30 protein-coding genes are annotated in these 23,452 nt (G+C 73.3%); 8 read left to right on the forward strand and 22 right to left on the reverse strand.

Going from position 1 to position 23,452, the window contains the following annotated elements:
• Nucleotides 1-22: 22 nt before the first annotated feature.
• The 6 genes from ABH941_RS29540 to ABH941_RS29565 all read left to right on the forward strand — a co-directional run bounded on the left by ABH941_RS29540 (nucleotide 23) and on the right by ABH941_RS29565 (nucleotide 6,645).
• Nucleotides 23-1,873 (forward strand): ATP-binding cassette domain-containing protein, encoded by a 1,851-nt coding sequence (locus ABH941_RS29540; RefSeq protein ID WP_370132621.1) that lies wholly within the window; start codon nucleotides 23-25, stop codon nucleotides 1,871-1,873.
• A gap of 579 nt (nucleotides 1,874-2,452) precedes the next feature.
• Nucleotides 2,453-3,121: a hypothetical protein gene (locus ABH941_RS29545; protein ID WP_370132622.1), complete on the forward strand. Its 669-nt coding sequence runs from the start codon at nucleotides 2,453-2,455 to the stop codon at nucleotides 3,119-3,121.
• A 157-nt stretch (nucleotides 3,122-3,278) separates the two neighbouring features.
• Nucleotides 3,279-3,917 (forward strand): hypothetical protein, encoded by a 639-nt coding sequence (locus ABH941_RS29550; RefSeq protein WP_370132623.1) that lies wholly within the window; start codon nucleotides 3,279-3,281, stop codon nucleotides 3,915-3,917.
• 115 nt (nucleotides 3,918-4,032) lie between these two features.
• On the forward strand, nucleotides 4,033-4,329 hold the full coding sequence (locus ABH941_RS29555) for a hypothetical protein (protein WP_370132624.1): 297 nt from the start codon (nucleotides 4,033-4,035) through the stop codon (nucleotides 4,327-4,329).
• A gap of 952 nt (nucleotides 4,330-5,281) precedes the next feature.
• Entirely contained in the window at nucleotides 5,282-5,713 is a 432-nt protein-coding gene (locus ABH941_RS29560) for a GNAT family N-acetyltransferase (RefSeq protein ID WP_370132625.1), read from the forward strand.
• Between the two features lie 2 nt (nucleotides 5,714-5,715).
• Complete coding sequence (locus ABH941_RS29565; protein ID WP_370132626.1) at nucleotides 5,716-6,645, forward strand: alpha/beta fold hydrolase; 930 nt, start codon at nucleotides 5,716-5,718, stop codon at nucleotides 6,643-6,645.
• A 165-nt stretch (nucleotides 6,646-6,810) separates the two neighbouring features.
• On the opposite strand, the gene ABH941_RS29570 is transcribed toward ABH941_RS29565, so the two are convergent.
• Entirely contained in the window at nucleotides 6,811-7,815 is a 1,005-nt protein-coding gene (locus tag ABH941_RS29570; RefSeq protein WP_370132627.1) for a hypothetical protein, read from the reverse strand.
• Nucleotides 7,816-8,108: 293 nt separating this feature from the next.
• On the opposite strand from ABH941_RS29570, the gene ABH941_RS29575 reads away from it, so the two are divergent.
• Nucleotides 8,109-8,339: a hypothetical protein gene (locus tag ABH941_RS29575; protein ID WP_370132628.1), complete on the forward strand. Its 231-nt coding sequence runs from the start codon at nucleotides 8,109-8,111 to the stop codon at nucleotides 8,337-8,339.
• A 351-nt stretch (nucleotides 8,340-8,690) separates the two neighbouring features.
• On the opposite strand, the gene ABH941_RS29580 is transcribed toward ABH941_RS29575, so the two are convergent.
• The 14 genes from ABH941_RS29580 to ABH941_RS29645 form a co-directional block, all read right to left on the reverse strand.
• Nucleotides 8,691-9,380: an RES family NAD+ phosphorylase gene (locus ABH941_RS29580; protein ID WP_370132629.1), complete on the reverse strand. Its 690-nt coding sequence runs from the start codon at nucleotides 9,378-9,380 to the stop codon at nucleotides 8,691-8,693.
• On the reverse strand, nucleotides 9,377-9,961 hold the full coding sequence (locus ABH941_RS29585; protein WP_370132630.1) for a hypothetical protein: 585 nt from the start codon (nucleotides 9,959-9,961) through the stop codon (nucleotides 9,377-9,379). Before ABH941_RS29585 ends, ABH941_RS29580 begins: the two co-directional genes overlap by 4 nt.
• An 886-nt stretch (nucleotides 9,962-10,847) precedes the next feature.
• A complete protein-coding gene (locus ABH941_RS29590; protein WP_370132631.1) occupies nucleotides 10,848-11,174 on the reverse strand; it encodes a hypothetical protein in 327 nt (108 codons plus the stop codon).
• 137 nt (nucleotides 11,175-11,311) lie between these two features.
• Complete coding sequence (locus tag ABH941_RS29595) at nucleotides 11,312-12,355, reverse strand: hypothetical protein (RefSeq protein ID WP_370132632.1); 1,044 nt, start codon at nucleotides 12,353-12,355, stop codon at nucleotides 11,312-11,314.
• 194 nt (nucleotides 12,356-12,549) lie between these two features.
• Nucleotides 12,550-12,855 carry a hypothetical protein gene (locus tag ABH941_RS29600; RefSeq protein WP_370132633.1) on the reverse strand — a complete coding sequence of 102 codons (306 nt, stop codon included), beginning with the start codon at nucleotides 12,853-12,855 and terminating at the stop codon, nucleotides 12,550-12,552.
• A gap of 757 nt (nucleotides 12,856-13,612) precedes the next feature.
• Nucleotides 13,613-14,038: a hypothetical protein gene (locus ABH941_RS29605; RefSeq protein ID WP_370132634.1), complete on the reverse strand. Its 426-nt coding sequence runs from the start codon at nucleotides 14,036-14,038 to the stop codon at nucleotides 13,613-13,615.
• Nucleotides 14,039-14,117: 79 nt separating this feature from the next.
• Nucleotides 14,118-14,435, reverse strand: coding sequence for a hypothetical protein (locus tag ABH941_RS29610; RefSeq protein WP_370132635.1), 318 nt, complete (start codon nucleotides 14,433-14,435; stop codon nucleotides 14,118-14,120).
• 188 nt (nucleotides 14,436-14,623) lie between these two features.
• Nucleotides 14,624-14,794 carry a hypothetical protein gene (locus ABH941_RS29615; RefSeq protein ID WP_370132636.1) on the reverse strand — a complete coding sequence of 57 codons (171 nt, stop codon included), beginning with the start codon at nucleotides 14,792-14,794 and terminating at the stop codon, nucleotides 14,624-14,626.
• Between the two features lie 50 nt (nucleotides 14,795-14,844).
• Nucleotides 14,845-15,300, reverse strand: coding sequence for a hypothetical protein (locus ABH941_RS29620; RefSeq protein ID WP_370132637.1), 456 nt, complete (start codon nucleotides 15,298-15,300; stop codon nucleotides 14,845-14,847).
• A gap of 65 nt (nucleotides 15,301-15,365) precedes the next feature.
• The gene (locus tag ABH941_RS29625) at nucleotides 15,366-15,797 is read right to left on the reverse strand and encodes a hypothetical protein (RefSeq protein ID WP_370132638.1); all 432 of its coding nucleotides are present in this window, start codon (nucleotides 15,795-15,797) and stop codon (nucleotides 15,366-15,368) included.
• Between the two features lie 148 nt (nucleotides 15,798-15,945).
• Nucleotides 15,946-16,974: a hypothetical protein gene (locus tag ABH941_RS29630; protein WP_370132639.1), complete on the reverse strand. Its 1,029-nt coding sequence runs from the start codon at nucleotides 16,972-16,974 to the stop codon at nucleotides 15,946-15,948.
• Between the two features lie 544 nt (nucleotides 16,975-17,518).
• Nucleotides 17,519-17,827, reverse strand: a complete 309-nt coding sequence (locus ABH941_RS29635; RefSeq protein ID WP_370132640.1) for a hypothetical protein — start codon at nucleotides 17,825-17,827, stop codon at nucleotides 17,519-17,521.
• A gap of 19 nt (nucleotides 17,828-17,846) precedes the next feature.
• Nucleotides 17,847-18,569 (reverse strand): mucin-2, encoded by a 723-nt coding sequence (locus tag ABH941_RS29640; RefSeq protein WP_370132641.1) that lies wholly within the window; start codon nucleotides 18,567-18,569, stop codon nucleotides 17,847-17,849.
• 177 nt (nucleotides 18,570-18,746) lie between these two features.
• The gene (locus ABH941_RS29645; RefSeq protein WP_370132642.1) at nucleotides 18,747-19,541 is read right to left on the reverse strand and encodes an RNA ligase family protein; all 795 of its coding nucleotides are present in this window, start codon (nucleotides 19,539-19,541) and stop codon (nucleotides 18,747-18,749) included.
• A gap of 285 nt (nucleotides 19,542-19,826) precedes the next feature.
• Between ABH941_RS29645 and ABH941_RS29650 the strand changes: the two genes are divergently transcribed.
• Nucleotides 19,827-20,039, forward strand: a complete 213-nt coding sequence (locus tag ABH941_RS29650; RefSeq protein WP_370132643.1) for a hypothetical protein — start codon at nucleotides 19,827-19,829, stop codon at nucleotides 20,037-20,039.
• Between the two features lie 56 nt (nucleotides 20,040-20,095).
• Here the strand turns inward: ABH941_RS29650 and ABH941_RS29655 are convergent, their stop codons facing one another.
• The 7 genes from ABH941_RS29655 to ABH941_RS29685 all read right to left on the reverse strand — a co-directional run bounded on the left by ABH941_RS29655 (nucleotide 20,096) and on the right by ABH941_RS29685 (nucleotide 23,308).
• On the reverse strand, nucleotides 20,096-20,359 hold the full coding sequence (locus ABH941_RS29655; RefSeq protein ID WP_370132644.1) for a hypothetical protein: 264 nt from the start codon (nucleotides 20,357-20,359) through the stop codon (nucleotides 20,096-20,098).
• A gap of 50 nt (nucleotides 20,360-20,409) precedes the next feature.
• Nucleotides 20,410-20,568: a hypothetical protein gene (locus tag ABH941_RS29660; RefSeq protein ID WP_370132645.1), complete on the reverse strand. Its 159-nt coding sequence runs from the start codon at nucleotides 20,566-20,568 to the stop codon at nucleotides 20,410-20,412.
• A gap of 218 nt (nucleotides 20,569-20,786) precedes the next feature.
• Nucleotides 20,787-21,500: a mucin-2 gene (locus ABH941_RS29665; RefSeq protein ID WP_370132646.1), complete on the reverse strand. Its 714-nt coding sequence runs from the start codon at nucleotides 21,498-21,500 to the stop codon at nucleotides 20,787-20,789.
• Nucleotides 21,501-21,721: 221 nt separating this feature from the next.
• On the reverse strand, nucleotides 21,722-22,228 hold the full coding sequence (locus ABH941_RS29670; protein WP_370132647.1) for a hypothetical protein: 507 nt from the start codon (nucleotides 22,226-22,228) through the stop codon (nucleotides 21,722-21,724).
• 95 nt (nucleotides 22,229-22,323) lie between these two features.
• Nucleotides 22,324-22,695 carry a hypothetical protein gene (locus tag ABH941_RS29675; protein ID WP_370132648.1) on the reverse strand — a complete coding sequence of 124 codons (372 nt, stop codon included), beginning with the start codon at nucleotides 22,693-22,695 and terminating at the stop codon, nucleotides 22,324-22,326.
• A 65-nt stretch (nucleotides 22,696-22,760) separates the two neighbouring features.
• Nucleotides 22,761-23,033, reverse strand: coding sequence for a hypothetical protein (locus ABH941_RS29680; protein WP_370132649.1), 273 nt, complete (start codon nucleotides 23,031-23,033; stop codon nucleotides 22,761-22,763).
• Between the two features lie 41 nt (nucleotides 23,034-23,074).
• Entirely contained in the window at nucleotides 23,075-23,308 is a 234-nt protein-coding gene (locus tag ABH941_RS29685; RefSeq protein WP_370132650.1) for a hypothetical protein, read from the reverse strand.
• Nucleotides 23,309-23,452 lie beyond the last annotated feature (144 nt).

A 23,452-nucleotide genomic window follows, 5' to 3' on the forward strand; every position in this document is an offset into this window, starting at 1 on the left:
CGCCCCAGGCCCACCGCCCGTAATGACCCTGCGGTCCGATCCCCGCTACGAGGAGATCGCCTCCGCCAGTTGGGCCCAGATGGCAGCAGATCTCCCCAGAACCCTCGGCCGAGCCGCCCGCCTGGGATGGAACGCCGACCACCGGGCACTGCTGCGCATGGCCGCCGCCCAGCTCGCTGTAGCCCTGGCCTCGGCTCTGCTGCTGGCCGCAAGCACACGGGTCTTCTCGCACTTCCTGACAGCAGCCGGCCCCACCGACGGCCTGGGAGACCGTCTCCACCAGGCGATGCCCGCCCTTGCGGTCACGGTCACCGCCGCAGCGGTGCGAGCCCTGGCCGACGGCTACGCGCAGGCCACTGCCGCCCGCCTGGCCCCCAAGGTCGTCCGAGCCGCAGACACCGCCACCCTGCTCGCAGCAACCCGCGCCGCATTGTCGGCCTACGACACCCCGGGCTTCGAGACCGCCCTGGAAGCATCCGAACGCGGCGCTGAAGCCACCCAAGAACTGATCACCGATAGCCAGGCCATGGTCTCCGCCCTCGCCCAGCTCACCACCGCCACCGCCGTTGCCGCACTGCTTCAGCCCATCCTGCTCCCGCTGATCCTCCTCGCTGTCATCCCCCGCGGGATCGCCGCCGTCGCAGCGGCCCGCATCGAACACCGAGCCGCCTACCGGACCCTGTCCGACCAGCGCCTGCGCAGTGTCCTGCGCTCCGCGATCACCGACCGCAAGACCGCCGCTGAGATCCGCGCCGCCACCATGGCCGACTTCCTCATCGACCAGTACGGCCACATCAGCGACCGCATCGAAGCCCACAACGCCGCAGCCGTCACCCACGCCGCCCGCATCCGCCTCCTCGGCACCACAGGCACAGGCCTGGGTACCGGCCTCGCCTGGACCGCCCTCGCTGCCCTCGCCGCCACCGGCCACGTCCCCCTCCCCGTCGCCGGCACTGCCCTCATGGCCCTCCACGCCGCCTCCGGCTCCCTCGCCAGCGCCGTGACCATCGCCGCCCGACTCTTCCGCAGCAGCCTCTACCTCCAGGACTGGAAACGCTTCCTCACCCTGGCCGACGAACACCGCGCCCACCGCGGCGGCCACCAACTCAACCAGGTCGGACCAACAGTCATCCGCGCCCAGAACCTGACCTACACCTACGCTGGCGCCGACCAACCCGCACTGAAGGACATCAACCTCACCCTCCACCGCGGCGAAGTCGTCGCCCTCGTCGGAGAGAACGGCTCCGGCAAAACCACCCTCGCCACCCTGCTCACCGGCCTCCTCCAACCCACCACCGGCACCGTCACCTGGGACAGCACCGACCTTGCCAACGCCGACCCCACCAGCATCTGGTCCCACGTCGGCATGGTCCCCCAGACCTACACCCGCTGGCCCATGGCCTGCCGCGAGAACATCACCCTGGGCCAGCCCCGCACCGCCGACGACCAAGCCGTCCACGACGCCGCAGCCGCAGCCGGTGCCGACACCACCATCGCCGCCCTCCCCGAAGGACTCGACACCCTGCTCGCCCGACCCTGGTGGGGCGGCCACGACCTGTCCGGAGGTCACTGGCAGCGCCTGGCCATCGCCCGCGCCTTCTACCGTGACCCAGCTGTCCTGATCCTGGACGAACCCACCAGCGCCCTCGACGCCCGAGCCGAAAACCAAGTCTTCACTCGCCTGCGCGCTCTCGCGGCTGGCCGAACTACCGTCTTCGTCACCCACCGTCTAGCCAACGTCCGGTCCGCAGACCGGATCATCGTCCTAGACCACGGCCTCATCCGCGAACAGGGTACCTTCGACGAACTCCTCAACCAGGCTGGCCTTTTCGCAGAGCTCTACAAACTCCAGCAGGACAACCCAGCCAGCTAGAATCCACGCAGCGTCAGCGCACGCCTAGGGCGTGGACCCACGCGGACCCGCAGGTGCGGGCGGCCTCGCGGTTACCGGGGCTGCTGCGAGGGCGTGCCCGACAGGCCTTGGAGCGGGCGGCCGGTCACCGGTGCCCGGTGCGGGGGCGGGCTGCCCGCCGGCCGGTGCGAGCGGGACGTGCCCGGCGGCGTCGGGGCTCTTCGGGCGGGCGGCGGATCTGGCCGCCGCGTGCGCGCCCAATATCCGGACGTGATTGGACTGCTCGCTGCAGGGCTGGCTGGGGGTGCGTCAGCGGGTGGGACGCCGGATTGTGTCGGCGGGTGCGTCTCAGTTCTGGCCTGGGGGACGGGTGGGCCGATGGTTCGGCCGTTGCGTCTCACCTGGGCCGTCTCACTGCTCGCGCCCGCCGCGGCACTGGTCCTTCAGGTCCGGCCCGCTCGCCTGGTGCTCATGGCCCGGCGGGGACGCGCTGCCGGGTGTCGCTGGTCGGTCGTGACGTGGTGGGCTGGCGAACTTTGTCCACAGCTACCGGAACGGAGGCTTGCGTCTGTCCGATCCTTACGACGAGGGGTAGTGCCGATGACCGTGAACGATGTCGATGTCCAGCGCCTGCACGGGCCGTGTGCCATCCCTGGCTGCGACTGTATGGAGCTGCGGGGCGCGTACCTGCTGGAGCGCGCCCGGGCCGGGACCTTGGCCTCGGTGGAGTTCGAGGTGGAGGACATCGACGTCCTGGAAGGGTTCATCGGCTTCGGAGGGGTGAACCGGGATGCCTGTGCGTGGGTGTTGCGGGTCGAGCACTGGGTGGTCCTGGGAGCGCTGAACACCCAGGATGGCGCACGCTACCTGGAGGACCTCACCTACCGGAGCCGGGGATCGGAGCTGTACCGGCACGTCGGCGCACTACTGGACCAGGGTGCCCGGGGCGGGGGAGGGTTGGCGGTCGAGGCGGTGCGGGTGCTGGTGTGCGGGTGTGGGGTGCGTTTCGAGTCGCGGACTGCGTGCGGGGAGGTCCACTCGTACTGGCGCCCGCACCGGGAGCACCCGAGGTGCGATGACTGCGTGGGGGACGACGCGGCGTCGGCCGGGCGTGCGCTCGCGGGTGTGTTCTTCCACAGGGACGAACGCTGCGGGTACTGGAACGTGGTCGTGCGGCACTTGCCGCCCCACGACGGTGAGGACGAGGACACCTGCTTCGACCCCGAGTGCATCGACGTTGACGGGGCCGAACTGGACGTCGTGGAATAGCCGTTTCCGTCCCGCCGTCGCTCGGTGGGGTGAAGCTGCAAGGATCCCGCCGTCGGGCCGCCGCCGCTGGGGGCGTCGGCCCGGCTGGCAGGCCCTGCTGCCAACCAGGCGTTCCGCCACCCCGCCGTCTGTGCCGCCCGGGGGTAGGTTGTCGCGGGTGACTGATTCCCTGCCGCCCGGTGGCCTGGTGCTCGATGCGGTCGAGGTGGATGCCCGGTGGGCGCACGCTTGGCGGCCGGAGCAAATCGCCGAGCGGTTGGGCGCGGTGGGTGCGCCGTGGTGTGTCGCGGCGGGGTGGGCGTTGGATCTGTTCCGAGGCGGTCAGTCACGCCAGCACGGTGATCTGGAAATCGCGGTGCCTGCAGCCGGGTTCGCGGAGGTCCGGGACTGCTTTCCCGAGTACGTGTTCGACGCGGTGGGGTCGGGGCGGGTCTGGCCGGCAGCGGATGCCGGGGTGCTGGCCGTGACCCACCAGACCTGGCTGCGGGATCCGGGGAGCGGCCGGTTCCTGTTCGACGTTTTCCGTGAGCCGCACCGGGGCGAGACGTGGATCTGCCGGCGCGACGAGAGCTTGCAGTTGGGGTACGAGGCGGTCATCGAGCGGACAGCGGGCGGGATCCCCTATCTGCGGCCGGAGTTGGTACTGCTCTTCAAGGCGAAGGCCGCGCGGCCCAAGGACCAGGCGGACTTCGAGGGAGTGCTGCCCCTGCTGGGCCGGGCGCGGCGCGACGCCCTTGCAGGGTGGCTGGAGCGGGTGCACCCCGGGCACCGGTGGCTGGCGGAGCTGACAAGGTAGCAGCGTAGGACCCCGGCAGATCTCGCCAGCAGAGAAGCGGCGGCGGTGCCGGGCGGGGTGTCGGCGGGTCTGCTGCCGGGGCGGATTGTCGGTGGTGGGTGGTGGGATGGTCTGTATGAACGCTTATGAGGATGACACGGAGATGCTGGCGGCACAGGTCCGCGAGGAGGTGCGGGTCACGCCGGCGGTGGCGTTGGATCCGGTGGTGGCCGCGGTGCTGGCTGAGTTCCGGCGCAGCGTGCCGGGTCTGGACCAGGCGGTGCTGGGTGAGGCGTTGATGCGAGCCGCGAGTGCGGCGTGGCGGGTCTCGCTGGGCAGGGATGTTGCGTTTCAGACCGCGCAGTCGATGGCATTGGCGTTCGCGGCGACGGGTCTGCGGCTGCACGAGGCCGCCGCCGAAGAAGCGCATTGATTGGGCCGGTGGCCGGTCCGGGTACGGCGCTTCACGTCGGGGTGTTGAGTCCGGCCCGGAGCGGTCCCTTGCTCCCGCGGGCGGTGGCCTGGCCCGGTGGCCGCAGCGGTTCCGCGCTGTTCCCGGCCGTGGGCGGGGGCGGGTCGGTGGGTGCTCCTCGGCCCTGTCGTGGGCGGAACCGGTTGCCTCGGGCCAGGACGCCGCGCCACCCGCCGCCCCCGTTTCGGTCAGGCTTCGGTGGCCTCGACTGCCGGCCTGGTCCGCTATCCCGGGCCCGTTGGCCCGTCTCGGCCGTGCCTTGGTCGACTTGCGACAGTCGGTTCCCGGAGGGCTGCCCTGCCATCGATGTGGAGCGTCGACCCTGATCGTCGTGCCGTGGAATGCGACCACTGACCGCCTGACCCTTGATCACTGGCCTGGACTTGGAGTGTGGATGACCGGAGTGAGCAGTACACCGCAAGGCGAGAGCGCGGGAGCCCGAGGGACCCGCTGGGAGAGTGTGGTCGCGTCCGCAGAGGTCATCGTCCCCGACGATGAATGGGAGAAGGAACTCGCTCCCGCGAGTCGGGCCGCGCGCCGTGCGATAGGACGTCAACGCCGTGCGGGTCGCGGGTCGGGCCTCAGGTGACTGGCCAGTAGCGCCGGCCGGGCTCTGTCCACAGGCGCGGAACCCGAACCTATCCCTGCCCCCGGCCCGCCGGCGTTCCAGGCGTGCCCTTCTCGTAGACGAAGGAGCAGCGGATTGTCCACCCCGCGAAACGTCACCTCCACCCCACCGTCCGCCCCAGCGGATTCCCCGCCGACCATCGCGCTGTCCGTTCGACTGGAGGAGTCTTCGTCGTCGGTCCGACGGCTCGCTTCGTCGGAGAGTTCCGGATCATCCGCCCAGAGGTTCCCGCAGGGCGCATCCTTGGTCGTCACGCGTCGGGCGGGGGTGGGTGACCTGGGTCCGGTGAACGCGTTGCATCGCCGCTGCTCGCTGGAGTCGCGATTCGCCCGGTACGCGTCCGGGCGCAGGGAGGTGAAGGCGTCGGAGTTCGCGAGGCTCGTGCACCCGGCGGCGGGCATCAGCTGGCTGACCGTACTGCGGGAGGACCCTCGGACCGCCGTCGCGATCACGCACCTGCTCAAGACCCGCACCCCCGGCGCTTTCGAACTCGCGGTCCTGGTGGGTGACCCCTGGCAGGGCCAGGGGCTGGGCACCCGTCTCACTGCCCGCGCCTTGGAGGCGGCGGCCGCGGATCCCGGCTGCCTGAGTGTCACGGCGATGTTCGGCGCCGCGAACGGGCGGGCCCTGGCGATCGCGCGCCGACACGGGATCACGATTCCCGCGGCCAGTGCCGGCGTCGTGGAGGCCACCCTCGCCCTGTCTGGAAGGAGCTGACCGTGCCCGCGTTCCCCGCGTCCCGTGCGTCCCGTGTTGAGTTGCTACGTCCGGACGGGGCCCGTCTGGCGCTGTACGTCGACGGGCCCGCCGATCCGGACCTGGTGCTGGTTCTGGCTCATGGATGGCAAGCGGCGGCCTCGGTGTGGGACGAGCACGTACGCCACCTGTCGCGGCCACGGACCCGGATCGTGCGTTACGACCAGCGCGGGCACGGCGACTCGACCGCTGGCAGGGCGCTGCCCTCGATTCCGCTCCTGGCGGACGACCTGAAGGCTGTCATCGCGGCCACCGCCCCCGGTCGACTGCCCGTCCTGGTGGCCGGGCACTCGATGGGCGGTATGGCGGTCCTCGCGCTCGCTGCCCAGCACCCGCACCTGATCGGCGGCAAGGTGACCGCTGCCCTGCTCGCCGCCGCCACCACCAGCGGCGGTCTGGACCTCGCGGCGCCCCGGCACCCGCCGCTGCGGCGCCTGGTCGGGATCACCCGACACGCGATGGCCGCCATGTGCATCAGTGCCCCGGCTCCGGCTGGGCGGATCCGCGAACTCCTCCGGCCCCGCCCCTACCCCCAGCCGCCGATCGAGCACACCGCACGATGGTTCAGGGCCATCATGCGTCACGACGTCGCCGGCCGGATCGAGGCGCTCGGACGCATCCCGGTGCACATCCTGGTCGGCGACGACGATCAGACCATCCCGCCCGTCCACGCCCTGCGCCTAGCCGCGCAGATCCCCTCCTCCCGGCTCCACGTAGTCGCCGACGGCGGCCACCGGCTGCCCACCGAGCACCCCGAGGCGTTCCTCACCGCACTGGAGCAGGCCTGCGCCGACGCACTGCCGCCCGCCGCCCGCCGGCACCGCAGGCCCCGCCGCCGCGAGCGGCAGACAGTCCAGGCCGCAGGCCGCCCAGATGGCCCACAAGCCGGCTGACCGCCGCCGTGCCGGGGGGTTCCTCGCGGCCCCGGCGCCGCCAACCCGCTCACCGGGCTGTTGCCAGGCAGCCAGGGAACGCGCCGCTCGACGGCACGGTGCCGTCGCCTCCCTGCGTCGCGGGCCCTCCGATCAGCCGACGGCTTCGTGGTACGGCCGCAGTCTCTACACCGGCAGGGGCTGGGCGGGTGCCGGTTCGGGCGTCTGGATGTGGGTATTGCCTCCTTCGTCCCGGCACCAGGGGCACCATGGCTGAAGACGGCCGTGGACGCGGTTGAGGACCAGGACCGCGACCAGGAGGAGTCCGGCCAGGGCCAGGAGCAGATGCCCGGCAGTGGTAGCTGCGAACACCCACGACAGAACCCACAGCGCCCCGACCCCTATGGGGGCGGCGATGCGGGTGCGGTGGGTGGTGCGCAGCCAGGTGCCGCGGCGTTCCGCCTGGGCACTGCCATTGTCGGGCAGCCGCACCGCGCACAGGACGCACAGGGAGTCCGTGTGGTGGCCGAAGACCATGAGCAGAACGTAGGCGATCACCAGCAGGCCGGTGCCGTAGCAGACCTGCAGGCCGGTGCGTCCGTGGGCGGTCAGGGCCAGCGCGCAGGTCGCGGGAACGGCGACAAGCATGATCCACAGGCCGTGATGAGCCAGGACGCTCTGCCAGGGGCGCGGGGTGGGACGCCGGCTGGCGCGGCATCGCTCGTCGGGGCACTCCTCGCGGTGGCGTCCATGGACGGTGACCTGCGTCAGGTCGCGGGCCAGGTAGAGCGCGGCTCCGGCGTAGGCGGCGGCCACGGCGGGCCGCCACCAGCCCAGGTCGTGCAGGTAGGGCTTGGGCATGACGACGAACACCGCCGCGAGTACGACGGCGGCCCGGGTGCCGGTCGTGTGGCCGCGGCGGTGCAGGCGGGTGGCCAGGCGCAGCCGGGCCTGCGGGCTGGCCACCGCCGCGGGCGGGCCCTGGCACAGCGGGCACACGTCCCACTGGTGGACCAGGGACATGGCCAGCGCGGTGATCGCGCAGAGCCAGGCCGCGACCGCGGCGGCCAGGACCGATGTGCCGTCCTCGCGGAAGGCCGTCAGCGCGGCTGCGAGCACGATCGCGGGGGTGGTGAACCGTTCGGCGAAGTGGATCCGGCTCGACTTGGGGGGCCGGGCGATGTCGTCCATGGCAGAAGCCTAGATTCAGGCCTGGCCCCTCGGGGCCGAATGGGCCCAACGGGCTTGGATGTGCGGGAAGATGACGGCACCGGGCTCTCGCGGCGAACGGCGGACCTGGGAACCGTGGGCGACTGCCGTTCCCGGTGGCGTAGGTGGGTGCGGGTGTGAAGCAGCTGACCTGGAGGAGTGGCTCCGTGATTCCCGTGACCGATGATCCGGCCCGGGCGGCCCCGGCCCCGGCGGCTTCGGCCCGGGTGGGTGGGGTGTGTGGCTGTTCGTCGTGTCCGGGTGCTCCAGGGCGGATGGTGGAGTCCTCGGTCACGACGGTGCGAGCGCTGGTGGGTGAGTGGCGCCGGTGGTGGAACTGCCCGGACGAGGCGGTCCGCGGCCGGGTGCGCCGGTTGACCCGGGCTCTGGTCCCGCTGGTCCTGGCCCTGGCCGGGTTGGTGGTCGCGGTGGTGGTCTTGGTGGTTGTCGTGGTCGCGGTGGTGGTGGTCGGTGTGGTTGGGGCGGTGGCGGGCCCGTTCGGGTAGGAGGGCGGCCGTTCCGGGCGCCGTGGTCGCGGGTGGGTGCACCCGGGGGGTGAATCATGCTCAGCGCGGTGATTCACCGGGGCCCTTGGCTGCCCGGGCGGGCCTGTTCGCTGGTGTCGAGATGGTGCTGTGCCCAGGGGCATGGGTGCCGCTGCTGCTCCCGGGTGTTCTGCGCGGGTGCTGTGAGCTGCGGGGGCCGGCCCGGGTTCCGGTGGTCGCGCGGTGATTCACCCCTCCCGCTGCCGGCCGCCCGTCGCTGGCCGGCGGGGTCGGCGCGGTGCGGGTGCTGCTCCCTGCGGCCGGGCGCTAGCTGTTCCCCGTCGTACGCGCGGCTGAGGCTGCGGGGGCGGGTCAGGTGGTGGTCGGGTCCGGGTCTGGGAGGACTTCGCAGTCGGTGAGGTGGCCGCCGATGGGGAGGTGGTAGGCGTGGGCGAGGCGTTTGAGGTAGACGTCTGCCGGGCCGGGGTGGTGGTCCGGTCGTTGTCCGGGGTCGTCGGGTTCGAACAGGGCCAGGGATCGGACTCGGTCGCGGGAGTCGTGGCGGGGGTGGTAGAGGATGCCTTCGAAGCCTGCGTCCTGCCAACGTTGTGCCCACGCGTGGGGGAGGTCGTAGGGGGTCAGAGCGGATAGTTCGCGGCCGCAGGCCCAGAACTTGAGGCTGTCACGGCGGGTGAGGTTGGCGACGTGGTAGGGGCGGGTGGTGGTGATTTCGGACAGCAGTGCTTCGTCCAGGGCCGTGTAGGGCAGGTCAGGGCCGACGAGGACCTTGAATCCAGCGCGTTCGGCCAGCGCGGTCAGTGGGTCGGTCGCGGTGTAGCAGGTGCCGTGTGCGGGGCCGGGGCCGTCGAAGCGGCCCGGCTCGAGTCCGTTCTGGAGGTTGGCGAAGTACCAGCAGTTGTTGCCGAATACCTGTGCGTGGGCACGGTAGAGCCGTTGGCCGGCTGCGATCGTGCGGGAGGGGAACCGGCTCAGGTCGAGGTCCTGGGGCGGCAGTGGCAGGGGCTGGCTCCGGTGCGGGACTTCGGCGGCGGCCTGGCTCATTGGGACCACCGGGCGGCGTAGCGGCGGGCGTCGGCGAGGACGGCTTCGATGTCGTGTCCCTCATGTAGGGCCTGGATTGCGCTGGTCCCGCCGAGCTGAGGGTCCGGGGCGGTGGCCCATTGCACGATCATCCACTGGTCGACCGGGACCGAATGGAAGATCTCGAGGATCTTGGCTACGTGGGGATGCACGCGGGGACCGTCGAACTGCCAGGCGGGCAGGAGCTTGACGCCTTCGATCGTGGTGACCACCAGTGCTTCGCCGGCCTTCGCTTCCTTCTCCAGTATGTGAGGTTCCTTGCCGACCAGGTGAGCGGCTCCGGCTAGATCGTAGAAGGGTCCTCGGCCGCGATGGACCGGGGTGGTGGTCGTGCGACGTATTTGTCGGACCCGACCTGGAGACGGCTCTGAGCTGGCAGGGGGAGCGGGTGGAGACCGCTTCGGCTTCGGGGCATCGGAGCGCCTGGTGCCCTGCTTGACGGGGACTGCCGTCCCAGTGCGGCGCAGGCTGAACTCGTCGGATGCCGAGGTCCCTTTGGACTTCGCGATCTTCGCGCCGGTTTGGCGTGTTCGTTCGGTCATGTGCTCACCTCGCCAGCCTCCCTTTCCACAAGTGTCCCGCAGCCCGGGAGGTTGTGCGGTGCCAGCGAGAACTCACTTCCTCGCTCCGGTCGCCGGGCCTCGATCCCGGCTGCTGATGGTGGTGGTCGCCGGGGTCGTCGGTGGGTGGGGTTTGGTTGTCGGGGTGGGTCGGTGGTGGGTGCTGTTGGTGTCCTACCGGTGGGGTAGCGGGCGGGTAGCTGTGAGGTAGTTGTTGCAGGTCAGCGCCTGGTAGGTGGTGGGGTAGGCGGGTTTTTGGGTGGTTCCGCGGTGGTGGGGGAGGGGCCGGGCGGCAGGGTTCTGTGGTGGCCCGGCGGGGGCCGGGGCGGCGGGGCGCCGGGGGAGGCCCGGAACCGGTGCGGTGGAGGCTCCTGGGCCGGGGGTGGGGAGGGGGGTCCGGTGCCCTGGCGAGGTGGTTCGTGGCGGTGCTGGGGAGGCTGCTGCCGGGTGTCGGGGGAGGGTGTGGGTGTCCATGGTCGGGGTTGACGGTTTCCGGGTCGCGTCGTCGCGGTGGGGGAGAGCTTTCCGCGCGGCTTTGTGGTCGGCTCCTCCGACAGCCTGCCCGGACCGGAAACCGTTGCCGTTCCGGGGTGTTGTCCGTACCGTCGGGCCCGGTGCGGCGGAGGTCGTCGTGGTCGCGGTCGGGAGCCCGTGGCCGTGATTGTGGGGGCCTGGGAGCGGGTTCGGCCGGGTGGTTGGTGTTCTCGTGGCCGACTCCCCCTCACGTGCTCTCACCTGGTGGTTTCCAGGGTTGACGGCTTTGGGTTCACGGTTTCCGAGTCCCTGGTTTCCGGCTTTGGGTTCACGGTTTCCGTGTCTGCCTGAAGTTTCAGGTTCACGGCTTCTGCCTGCGCCGGTGGTTTCCGCTTCACGGTTTCCCGGGCTCGCTCCCGTGGTCCCGTGCTCGGTTCACGGTGGCCGGTCGCGGTCGCGGTCGCGGTCGGCCTGGTCGGCCGGTGGTGTTGTGCGGGTCGTCCTGGGCCGGGCTGCTGTGGTGGGTGTCCGCGTGCTGGCGGCGGCCGGCTGTGGTCTGCTGCTGCTCACTGCCGGCGGTGTCCGTGTCCGGGTTGCCCGGCGGGTGGTGGAGGGCCTGGTGTGCGGGTGCCGGCGCGTTGCCGGGGCGGTGGTTGGTGTCCGGGTCGCCGCGGCCGGTGTCGGCGGTTTGCGGGGCGATGCCTCGGCCGGGGTCGTCCACCTCACGTCCTGACCGGCATTCCCGGTGGTGGTGTTCGCGGGCGCCGCTGTCAGGCGGGTTCGCGGCCGGTTTCGGTGACCGGGCGCTGGCCGGGGGGTCACGGGATTGCCCCGTGACCCCCCGGGGCCTCTCTTCTCTTAGAGCCCCAGGCCGTCAGCGACGGTGTAGGCCGGGTTCAGCCATACCACGGTGGCACCCGTCCAGCCGTACAGGTGCGGTTCGGTTGCTGTGTCGGGGTCCTGCGTGTCTGTCGCCCGCGCTCCGTCTGCGGTCAGGTAGACCGCGTCCCATTCCCCGGCGACCTCGGGCCAGTTGGGGAAGAGAGGAGAGTCGTCGAGGGCACCGCCTGCCGGGGGGTTGGGGTACTGCTGGACCAGGGCGAGCAGGTCCTGCCTGTTGTCGATCAGCACGATGCGTGCGGTGGGGTTGGGCACGATCCGCAGGTGCTCGCAGTAGTGGTCTTCGCCGGGGTACTCGGTGGCGTACCACTGCGACCAGACCGTCACCAGTACTGTGCCGTCGTCGTCCTGTTCCACTGCGGGCGACGTCCACAGTCCGGCACCGCGCTCGGGATGGGGACCGCGCACCACCGGATCGGGGCCCAGGGCCCGGAACATCTGGGGTTCGGTGTGCCCGTGATAGTGGTCCGGAGCGTGCGCGTAGCCGAGCACGGGCAGCTCGCCGGCGTCGATCGGACGCACCGGGCGGTCCACGGTGGGCGGTGCGGCTTGCGGCCGGGGGGTGGGGGCCGGCCACCGCTGCCGGATGGCCTCGCCTTCCGCGCGGGTCGCCGCGTTCGCCTCCTGGGCAGTGGCGGCCCTGTGCCGCCGGGCGCGGGTCCGGGCCTCGCGGCGAGCGGCGGACTCCTCGGGGGTGACGGCGCGGACCAGCAGCGTGAACAGTCCCTCGCCACTGCCGAGGGGGGTCTGCTGGCCGTCCTCGGTGAAGCCGTCGGCGGCCAGCCTCCACGGGCACGCGGCGGACTCCATGAGGGCCCGCGCCCCGGTGAGCGCGAGCCGTCGGCTCGTACGCTCGTCAGAGAAGGCGGGCCGCTCAATGAAGCGGACGCGCAGGCCCTCGCCGTCGGACTCGACGGCGAGGGACGATTCGTGCTCGGCCAGCCAGGCGGCCAGTTCCGGCGCGGTGGGCTGCGGTGATACGGCAGGGGGCAATTCGGACATGACTCTCTCCTGCTGGGAGGTGGACGAGAGGCACGGAAACTCCGTGCACCCCTGCGCAGGCAGGGCAGCCCGGCCTTCCGGCCGGTATTGCGGGGCCCCGCGGCATCACCGCGGCCCAGGAGAGATCCCCTTCGATCGTAGTGCGCCAGTCCCGCACGAGGGCCGGATTCGCGGAACGTCAGGGGCCGGACCAGTCAGGCGTGGCGGGTCGGGGTGGGGCTGTTCAGGACGACATCGACGGCCTCACCGCGCAGCCGGACAGCCTCCAGGAGGCCGCGGAGCTCGTGGTCTCGGGGGAACCGGGCCAGGAGCTGGTCCTGGTCGATGAACAGGACGAACCGTTCCCGCGCGGCCGCCTGAGGGTTGGTCTCGCGTTGCTGGATCTGGGCCAGGGCGCGGCCGAGCTGGTGGGCGAACGCGAAGGCGGGTGCGTCGTGGGGCAGTGCCTGCTTCCCGAAGGACGGCCGCCCGAGGATGGTCGGTGGTGTCGGCTGATCCATGGGCGCGGTCCTTTCCGGGACTTCGGCGGGCGGCCGGCGCGCTCTGGCGCGGGTGGCGGTCCCGGTGCCCGTCCATCATCGGCGCCGCCCGCGGGCACCGTCCACCGGCCCGGCCAGAGGCGCGGCCGTCGGCCGGCACAGCCGCCGTGCTGCTCCCGCCCTGTGCTGCTCCCCCGGGCCGTCGTGCTGCTCCCGGTGTCGGGGTGCTGGTGGGTTCTTTCGGGGGTGGGGAGGTCATGCGGGTCGATGGTCGGGGGTGGCTCGAGGTCATGGGGCATGGCCTGGGACTCGCGCGGGTGTTGATCTGCCGGTGCCGGTGGTGTTGGGAGTGTCGTGGTGGTTGGGGGCTGCCGGCGTGGACTGCTGGTGCCGGGTTCGCCGTGCCCGGGTCGGCCGGTGCTCGGCGGACCGGCGGCTGCGGGGCCGGGTGTCGGAGGTGGTGCTGGCTGAGGCCAGCGCCGTGTTCGCCACCGATACGGCAGTCCTGGGCGTCTCCCTGGCCGGGGACCGCCTCTGCGGCCCCCGGCCCTCCACCGTCACCGCCGCGCGCTGACAGGCGGGGGTGGCCCGGGGTCGCAGCGCTTGGGACTCACGCGGGTGTTGAACTGCCGGTGCCGGTGTCGTGGTGGTGGTTGGGGCTGCCGATGTGAGCTGCTGGTGCCGGGTTCGCTGTCCCGGCTCGGCGGGTGCTCGGCGGGCTGGTGCCCGTCCGGGTGTCCGTTGGCTCGGTGTGTTCCCGGGTTCGGGCTGCGGATGGCTATCCGCGCCGGACCAGGCCGTCGGGGAGGTCCTTGAGGACGTGGGTGACCGGGATCCAGGTGGGGATGTCGGGCTGGGGGGAGGGTTCGGTGGGGTCGATGCGTTCGATGAGGTGGTAGGAGCAGTGTGGGATCCACAGGGCGATGCCGTCCTCGGTTCCGGTCAGCAGTGCCCAGCTGCCGTTCTCCACGTACATGGAGAACGGGGCCTCACTGGTCAGCTGGACGGTTGCTGCGGCGTAGAGGCCGCCGGTGATGTCGCGGCCGATTCCCCGCAGGTTCGCTCCTGTCTGGCTGTCGGTCAGGCGCAGCCACGCATGGGTTCCGGCTTGTCCGTGGAGCCCCAGGACGGTGTCCGCGGGGTCGGTCCATCCGGGCAGGTCGGCGACGTTGGCGTGGGGCGGTTGCTGGCTGCTGCCGGTCATGGTGGGGCCTTCCGGATCGGGTGCTGGTGGTGGCCGCGGGGTACCGGCTGCGCCGGGCGGGGCCGGTGCTGTCGGCGGGTCAGGTGCTGGCGCGGGTCGGGGTGTTGTCGGTGGTCAGGGCATGGTGGAGGTCGGTGTCCAGGATTGGGGCGAGGCGGCGGGTGAGGGCGGCGGCGGGTCCGGCGAGGGAGCGGTCGGTGCGTTCGTGCAGGCCGGCGTCGAGGAGGTCGGCGCGGGTGCAGATGATCCGGCCGCCGGTCGTGGGGACGTCGTCGGCGGGGACGACCTGGGCGCGGCCCTCTCGCCAGAGCAGGACGTCCTTGAGGCGGCCGCCGGCCATGGGGGGTGCGCACAGGGCGCGGACCATGTCGGCGGTGATGCGGCGGGTGGCGGGCACGGGGTCCTCCATGGTCCGGGCGGGCGGTGTCGGCGGGTCGGGTGGTTCGGAGCTTGTCCCGGGTTTCCGCAGCGCCGGGCCGGTGCCGACCGGGGAGGGTGCGTGTCCGGGAGTCGGGCGTTCACGGAGCCGGAGCAGGGGCTGGGGCCGGCTCCGTCGCCGTCGCGGTCGAGCCCGGTGTTCGGCGTTCAGCCGTCGGCGGGAGCGGGAGCGGTCGGCTCCGCCGGTGCGGGCGGGGCCCAGGTCGTGAGGTCCGTCGGCGGGTCGTGGTCGATGAGCGGTCCGTTCTCGGCGACGCACAGGCCCAGGGCGCTGCTCATGAAAGCCTGCCAGTCGCGGTCGTTGCTCTGTGCGGTCATGAACGTGTCCTTGTGCGCGAGGAGTTCGGGCGGTGGGCCTGGTGGGGGTGTCAGGGGTGACGGGGGCGGTCGAAGGGCAGGGGTTGCCACTGGCCGGGGGTCAGCGGTACGGGGTGGGCGTGGTGGGCGTGGTCCGGGTTGTGCTGGGGGTCGTAGGGCTCCCAGGTCGCGGGGATGTCGTCGCGGACGGGTTCGGTGGTGGTGTGGTGGCGGGTGCAGTGCTGGGCGGTGTACTGGGCGGTGAGGTGGTCGGGGACGCGGGTGGCGATCACCCACAGGAGGCCTTCGGGGGTCGGCAGGGCGAGCATGACGTCGTCGTCGAGGAAGGCGAGCTTGGCCACGCAGCGGAGGCCGCTCGTGTTGCGGGTCACGCAGCGGACGCTGCCGTTGCCGGGGGCGAACAGGGTTCGGCCGTCCAGGAGGTAGACCCCGCCGTCGTTAACGGGTCCGGGGTGGTCGGAGAAGCCCCCGGTGAAGTCTTCGGGAGAGTCCTCGGGAAGGTCCATCGTGTCCATTCGGGTTGCGGGCTGTTGGCCGCGGTCGGTGTCCGGCTCAGCCCGGGTGGGGGTTCTTATGTTCGGGGGGTGCGGGGGTGGTGGGTGGGCGGAGCATGCGGTGCGGGTCGCCCGGGGATGGGGGCGGGGGTGAAGCCGTGCCGGGTGTACCAGGCGCGCAGGGCGTCGCGGTCGGGCCCGGGTCCGCCGGCGGGCTGGGGGACTGCGGCCAGTTCGTGGGCGGCGTCGAGGCTGTGGGCGAGGACGGCGTGCAGGATCGCGGCGACGTGGCCGTGCCCGCGGTGGGGCGGGAGGACGGCGATCCGGGTGATCCATACGGTCTCGCCGTCCAGGGCCTCGTCGCGGCCGGCCATCTGCCCGTCGGGGGTGCGCAGCTCCCAGGCGAGTTCGGGGTAGCGGGTGGCGAGGCGGACGGCGGGCATCGTCGTCTCCTTCCCGTTCGTCGGTGCGGTTGCACCCTCGGCATGGCGGCGGAGGCTGCGCTTCATGGCTGCTCCTGACCTGGAGGCGATGGGGAGCACTTCCCCGCAAGAACATACTCTATGTCAAATAGTGCTAATTCATCAAGTATGGCTCTGTGGTGATCGGACACGGGAAGGGGCGGCCCCGGCCCCCGGCTGGAGCTGGAGCCGGGGGTCAGGCCTGGGTGCTGTCGTCGCCCTGCTCGGTGTCGCCGCCGGTGTCGGTGTCGGTTTGTTCGTGTTGGTTCTGGTACCAGGTGATCAGGGCGTCGCGGTCGCGCAGGCGGCTGGTGCCCTGGCGGTGCAGGGGCGGGAAGCCGGGCAGTTTGGTCCAGGCGCGCAGGGTGCCGGCGGAGATGGCGGCGGCGGTCTGGATCTGGTCGTTGGTGATCAGTTCGGGCAGGGCGGCCAGGTCGGTGACGACGCGTTCGGGGTGTTTGCGGCCGTGGCGGGCGAGCCAGTCCAGGACCTGTTCGACGTCATGGGCGCGGTCCTCGTCGGCGGGCGGGAACGGGTCGGTGCTGTCGGGGCCGTGGTTGCGGATGTAGTTCTTGACCTGCTCGGTACCAAGGCCCACGGCCCGGGCCAGGGCGGGTCGTCGCAGGCGGGTGCCGGTGTGGTGGCGCAGGATCGCCAGGGCGGTGGTGCGGCGGATCCCGAGCTGCTCGGCGAGTTGGGCGGCGTCGGTGTCCTCGGGGAGCGGGGTGGGGCGGATCGGGTCGGGGTTCTCGCGCAGGAACCAGTCCCGTACGGCCGGCCACCGGCGCAGGCCGCGGGGGTCGGCGGGCGGGAACGGCGCCCGGGAGTCGGGTCCGTAGACGCCGACGTAGTAGGACGCGACGGCGGCCGGGGTCAGTCCCAGGGTCTCGGCGATCTGGCCGGTGCTCATCTCCACGTCGGGGGCGGGCAGGGCGCGGGCGCGGTCCGCGGCCCGGTTGCCGCCGGGGCGGGCGGGCCCGGCGAGCGGCTGCCGCAGGTACCAGGCCAGGACGGCGTCGCGGTCCCGGCGCAGGCCGCGGTCGGTGTCGCGGTCGTGGCGCTGCCGGCGGGCGGGGCCGCGGTCGCCGGGGGGGAAGTCCTCGGCGCTGGCCCAGTTGGTCTGGACGGATTTCAGGGTGCGGCCGGTGGCTTCGGCGACCTGTTCCAGGGTGACGCGCGCGGGTAGGGCGGCGAAGGCGGCGCGGACGTCGTCGGGGTCCTTCATCGGGTGCTCCTGGTCGGTGGTGGCCGATCGGGTCCGATCGGGCGGCGGGGCTACTGGGGAGGGGCGGGCTGGGTGGCGGGGGCCGTCGTGGTGGGGGACGCGGTGGTGCGGCGGGTGGCGGCCTTGATGCCGTCGAGTTCGGCGGACAGGGTCAGGAGCCGGCCGACGTTCTCCAGCAGGATGCGGATGTTGCCGGTGGCGGGGCCGGTGCCGTGGGTGATGTGGCTGGCGACGGTGGCGGCGAGCTCGGCGGTGTGTTCGGCGGCGGCAAGGAGTCGGTCCTGGTGGTCGGCGGTCAGGTGCTGGAGCTGGTCGATGGTGTTCCTCCGGCAGTAAAGGGGACGGTAGTCGATTCGGTGTCCCGCCCGCCCGGGGGTCGGGGCGGGCGGCAGGCAGGTCGGTGACCGGGGCGGTCGCGTTCCCGGTGCCCGGGTGGTGGCGGTCCCGGTCGCGGTGTGCTGGTGGTGGGCCAGGACCTGGTCCCTGCCCGTGGTGGCGGCCGGGCAGGGGGTGGCACGGTGGTCGCCGGCCGGGGGTGGTGCCGCTACGGCTGGTCCATCAGGTTCAGGGCGGCCAGGATGCCGTCCTGGCCGGCGACGTCGGCCAGGGAGGTGGCGGCGAAGTCGAGGTGGCTGACGGCCTCGGGGTGGACGTCCTCGGGCAGGGCGGCGAGGCGCTCGGCCACCGTTTCCAGGACGGCGCCCATGGCGGTGGCCAGGGCGTTGTCGTCACCGCCCAGGATGCGCAGGAGCTGCAGGTGGACGTCCACGTCGTCGGTGGCGGCGGCGTTCGCGAGTTCGGCGAGCGCGGCGCGGGCGCGCGCCGCGGCGTCGGTGATCTGATGCGGGGTCACGGGCGGGTCCCTTCCGGGGTCAGGGGCGCAGGTCGGCGACCAGGGCGGTCGCGTTGTCGGCGCAGGGGCGGCGGTGTTCGAAGCGGGCGACGGTGTACGAGCGGTGGACGGCGGTGTGGACCAGGGCGGTCGCGGCCTGGGCGGGGGTGCCGGTGAGCAGGTCGTCCAGGGGGTGGCGGACCTGCTGGTGGGGGTCGTAGGCGCCGTGCGTCATCAGGACCAGGCGGCCGGCGGCCGGGGCGGTGGCGGTCCCGACCGCGCGGTGCCCCCGGTGGGCCCGGGCCCCGTCCCCGGTACTGTCCGGGCAGGAGGCGTCGCAGGGGTGGTCGCGGTTCGGGTCCTCGTCGAGGGTCAGCAGGTGGACCTGCCGGTCCTCGTCCATCCGGTAGGCGCGCACGTCGCCGCACCAGGCCACGGTGAGCAGCGGTCGTCCGGGGACGGTGACCGCGACCAGGGCGCGGGTCCCGGGCAGGTCCTGGTGCGGCCGCGGACCGGCCCCGGCGCGCTCGGCGCGGTGGGCGGTGTGCAGGCGCCGCAGTGCCTGCTCCCCGTCGCCGCTGCGGGCCGCGGCCCGCGCGAGGCGCCTGGCCGCGGTGACGGTCCGTTCCCGTACCTCGGCGCTGTCGCCCCCGCCGTCGAGCAGCACGTGGGCGCGCACGCCCTCGCGGGAGGTGGAGACCGCGGCGGCGGCGCACTGGTGGCTGCGGTCCCCGGTGTGCTGGGCGGTGGCGTAACTGGGCAAGGGCGGTTCTCCGTTCGAAGGCGGTGGACGGTGTCGGGCCGGCGGTCCCGCACCCGGGTGGTGTGCCCGCGGACCCGACGGGACCGGCCCGGGAGGGGCCGGCCGCCGGTCTGGTCCCGCCGGGCGGCCGGCCCGCTGCTCCCGCGTCCGGTTCGGGGCGGGGGAGCAGCGGCCGGGTCAGCGCTTGGCAGCGGCGGCGGCCTCGGCTGCGCGGAGCTCAAGGGTGCGCCGGTAGTTCTGGAAGCGGGCCTTGGAGATCACCGAGCGGGTGGAGTCGCGCAGGACGATGCCCTCGGGGCCGCCGCGTGCGCCGTCGTCCAGGGCGACCAGGGTGGCGGGCAGGGTCCGGGCCAGCCAGGTGTGCATGTCCTCGATGCTCTCGGGCAGGTCCTGGGCGGCCAGGGTGGCCAGGCGGGGCGTCAGGGGGATGGCGTGGTGGGCGGCCAGGTCCTGGAGGATGTCCTCGTCGGCCCAGTTCTGGCCGCCGTTCTCGCGCCAGGTGGAGATCGCGGCGGGGTCCAGGCCGAGGATCTCGTCGGGGGTGTGGGCGACGTCGAACAGGCGGTGGCCCACGCCTCCGCCGCTCTGGTACTGGTTGGCGGCCTTGCCGATCCGGTCCCCGTAGACCTCCAGGAAGTACGTGGTCGCGCCGGAGTGCACGGTCCGCAGCTCGGCGAGCCGCTCGGCCAGCGGCAGCAGCGCCTCCACGATGCCCAGGGTCGGGTTGATGATCCGGTCCCCGCGTGCGTGGAGCAGGTCCTCGCGGGAGCCGATGGCGTAGTCGCCGCCGGGCAGCAGGACGATGCGGCCGCCTGCGCCGTCGACCTTCTCGGTCGCGATGACCTGGCCGGTGAACCGGGTGGGCTCCTCCAGCAGCGCGCCCCGCTCGCCCAGCGCGTGGTGGGTGCGGATCGAGGGGTACTTGGTGGCGGAGTTCAGGCGGGCCGGGTCCGTGATGTTCGGGTGGGTCAATGCGGCTCCTCGTGGTCGTGCGGCACCTTCACCGCTTACTCATACTCTATATCTAAAGGTGCAAAGAGTGCAAGACGAGTGGTGCGTCTGCCCTACTCCGCGGACTATCCACCGGCGCCCGGCTCCACCGGCGCCCGGCTCCACCTGCGGGCAGGTGGTGGCCCGGCCTGGTGGGTCGGCCGGCGTGAGGGGGTTGCGGTGTCAGGGCGGGGCCGGCGGCTGGGGGACCCGCCGGGGATGGTGCCGGTGCGATTCCAGACGGCGCCGGTCTTGGCCCGGTGCGGGATGCCTAACCGGGCGCAGTGGCGGTTGGTGTCCCTGGTCGCCTCGGTCTGCGGGCGTTCGGCGACGGCGGCCGCCTCGGCCCGCAGGGCCCGGTCCATGGTCGGCCGGGTGCTGGAGGCGCGGGGGTCCCGGTCGGCCCCGGCGGCGGGCAGCGGTGCGGCGTGCGCGGTGGGCGGGGGTCCGGCGCGGATGCCGCTGGCGGGCGGGGTCTGACGGTGGCGTGCGGGTCTACGGCGTCGGCGCCGTTCCGCGTCCCGGGCGGGTGCCGTTCACGGGCGGTGGTCGAGTTCGGGGTAGGCGCGGGCTACCTGCTCGGTGGCCCAGGCCAGGACGGCCCGCTCCCGGTCCCGGTCCTGGTCGCTGTCCGGGCCGGCCAGGACGTCGGAGCCCTTCTCGGTCAGGGCTTCGCGGATGATGCGGCGGGTCGTGGGGGTCCGCATCAGCGGCAGCGGTTCGTCGGTGACCTGGTGGTGGGGCTGGGCGGCGGCCAGGATCCGGGCCAGGGACCGCAGGTCGAGGTCGAGTGTGATCACCGCGCCCATTGTTCCCGGTCGCGGTATCCGCGCAAGGGGGTGGGTGCTCTTCACGGCCGCCGGTTGGGTTCGGGGTGGGCGCGGGTGGCCTGCCCGGCGGCCCGGGCGATGACGGGCTGCTCCTGGTCGGGGTCGTGGTCGCTGTTCCGGTCGGCCGGGCCGTGGGGGCGCTTCTCGGCCAGGTGTTCGCGGATGCGGCGGGCGGGCACGGGCGGTCGTCGGCGGGCCGTCGGTGGCCGGGTGGTGGGACTGGGCGCGGGCAAGGCGCAGGCCAGGTTCCGGGCCGGGGCCGCGGGTGGAGGTGGTGCTTGGTCCGCGGGTCGGCCTGGTACGTGCCGTCCGGGCCCGGGGTGGCCGCGGTCCTGGTGGGCTCCGGTTCTCGAAGGGGTTGGGCGGGCCCGGCCGGTGCCGGGCCCGCCGCGGGCGGTCAGGGGTGCAGGTCGGCGACCAGGGCGGTCGCGTTGTCGGCGAACGGCGTCTCGCGGCGGGCGCGGGACTGGGCGCGGGAGTCGGCGACGGCGCGGTGGGTCAGGGCGCGGGCGGCGGTGGCGGGGGTGCCGGTGAGCAGGGAGGCCAGCCGGCCCGGTTCCCCGGTGTCCTCGTGGGGTTCGTATCCGCCGTCGGTGAGCAGGGCCAGGCGGCCGGTGGCCGGGGCGGTGGCGGTCTCGATGGCGGGGTGCCCGTAGGTGTTCACGGTCGCGGTCTCGTCCCGGGGGCTGCCCAGGTAGGAGGTGATGCGGTGGCGGTTGCCGCCGGTGAACGCGCGGCGAAGGTTGTGGTCGCGGGTCAGCGCGACCAGGGTCCCGTCGGTCCCGAGCAGGTAGGCGCGTGAGTCGCCGCACCAGGCCAGGGCCAGCGGCCGGCCGGGGGCGGTGACGGCCACGACGGCGGCCGCGCCGACGGGGCCGCCGGCCAGGGCGGCGTGCAGGCGGCGCAGCGCCTTCTCGCCGTCCCCGCACCGGGCGGCGGAGCGGGCCAGGCGCCGGGCGGTGGCCCTGGTCCAGGCGCGCACGCTCTCGCGGTCCCCGATCCCGTCGAGCAGGACGTGGGCGCGGGTGCCGTCGGGGGCGGTGTGGACGGCGGTGGCGTCGCACTGGTACTCGCGGTCACCGATGTGCAGGGCGGTGGCGTAACTGCGCAAAGGCGGTTCTCCGTTCGAGGGGCGGCACGGCGGCCGGGTCCGGTCGGGTCGGTGGTGCCGCGCCCGGTGGCGGGCGCGGACCGGTCGGGTTACGGGTGGGTGGCCGGGGCCGGCGGCCGGTGCGAGGGGTTCGGGGCGGTCGGTCATCGGCGTCCGGGGTCCCCTGGTGTTCGGGCCGCCCGGGCTTCGTGAGCCGTGAGCGGCCCGGCCCGGGGGGCGGTCTACCGGCGGCCGGTGGCCTGCTGGAGGTCGTGGGCGTCGTCGATGCCCCAGGGTGCGGCGTCGTAGCCGGGCAGTGCCTGGACTGCGTGCCGGCGAAGGGCCTCGCAGAAGTGTGCGGCCTCCGACTCCTCCCACTGCGGGTGCTCGCAGGCGTGGTACTCGTAGTAGTCCAGGGCCTTGAGCACGGCCAGGGGGCGCGGGGGCGCGGTGCTCTCGAAGAGGTAGGGGGCTTCCCAGTCCTCGGCGGCGTAGCGGTGGTTGACGCTGCGGGCGTTCTCGGCGAGCAGCATCGCCCCGACCCGGCCGGCGCTGTCGGGGGTGAGCTGGCGCATCACCTTGCGGTAGTTCGCTTCGGCGTCGGGCCCCCAGGCCCGGCCGCTCTCGTGGCTCGCGGCGAGCTCCTCGGGGGTGAACCGTCGGGCCTGCCAGCGCAGGACGTCGTGGAGCCGGCCCGGCAGGTGCAGTCCGGCGGACACGAGGAAGTGGATGTGGAGGTGCGAAACCATGCTCGCGGCCAAGGTTCTCCGTTCTGGGGCGGCACGCGGCCGCGCTGCGGTGGGGGGTCCGGTCGGCGCCGCGCCCCGGGGCGGGGCGCGGCGGGTCAGCGGGTCGGGTGTTCGGCGTCGTAGGCGGCCAGGAACGCGGCCAGGGCCAGCAGTCGGTCCTCCCGGGCCCAGGGCGAGTCGGTGCCGGGGTGGAGCTTCGCGCCGGTCACCACCACCTGGCGGGCGTCCGCGATCCGCTGCGCCCAGGCGACCTGTTCGGCGGTGGCGAAGCGGGCGGGGTGGCCGTGGCGGCTGCCGTCCTCCTGGGTGTCCAGGCGCATCCGCCAGCTGCCGCCGGGGCCCGCGAGGTCGACCCAGGCCCGGCCGATCTTGACGACCGAGGCCGGGTAGCGGTCGCCGGCGTTGTTGTTGCTGATGACGGTGACCTGGTCGCCGACGGCCAGGGGGCCGAGCTCGGGCTTGGGCATGGGTGGGGCTCCCTGTCGGGTCGGGTGGGGTGGTCGTGTTCGGGGCGGTGGTTGGGTCCGGCGGGCTACAGGCGGTGCTGGGCGCGGTAGCCGCGCACCAGGGCGATCGCCGCCTCGCGGGCCGCTCCGTACTCGGTCTTCCCGTCGGCGCGGGCCCTGCCGTAGGCGAGGGTCGCGCGGACGATCGTGCCGGTGGTGCTCAGACGCTCACGGACGGTTTCCAGGTCGTGGCCGGGAAGGTCCTGCTTGGCGATGTCGTGGACGGCGGCGACGATGGCGTGGGCCGCGCCGTTGGCGTCGGTGATCGGCTCGGCGGCGGGGGTGGGGCTGTCGGTCAAAGAGGTCTCCCTGCGTGGCGGGGGCGGTCGGGGTGGGCGGTTCAGTGCCGGGTGTCGTCCCGGTCCCATGCGGTGATGTGTGTGGCGAGCTTGGCGTACAGGTCGCGGGCCTGGGCCTCGCTCAGGGGGAGGTGGTCGCCGTCATCGGCGACGAAGTGGAGCCGGTCGGTCTGGCGGTCGCCGCGAACATGGCAGATCCACAGTTCGCGCCTGGTCTCCCGGGCCGGGGTGAGGGTCGGCATGATCTCGGGGGCCGTGTCTTCGAAGTCGGTCAAGGGGCTCCTCGGGAAGCGGGTGCGGTGGAGGGACGTTGGGGCCGGGGGGGCGCCCGCGCGGGCCCCCCGGGGGGGGGGGGGCGGGGGGGCGGCCGCGCCCCGGGGCGGGGGGGGGGGGCCCGGGTCCGCGGGCCGGGGCCGGCG

The organism is Streptacidiphilus sp. EB103A (genome assembly GCF_041261405.1).
Lineage (GTDB): Bacteria > Actinomycetota > Actinomycetes > Streptomycetales > Streptomycetaceae > Streptacidiphilus.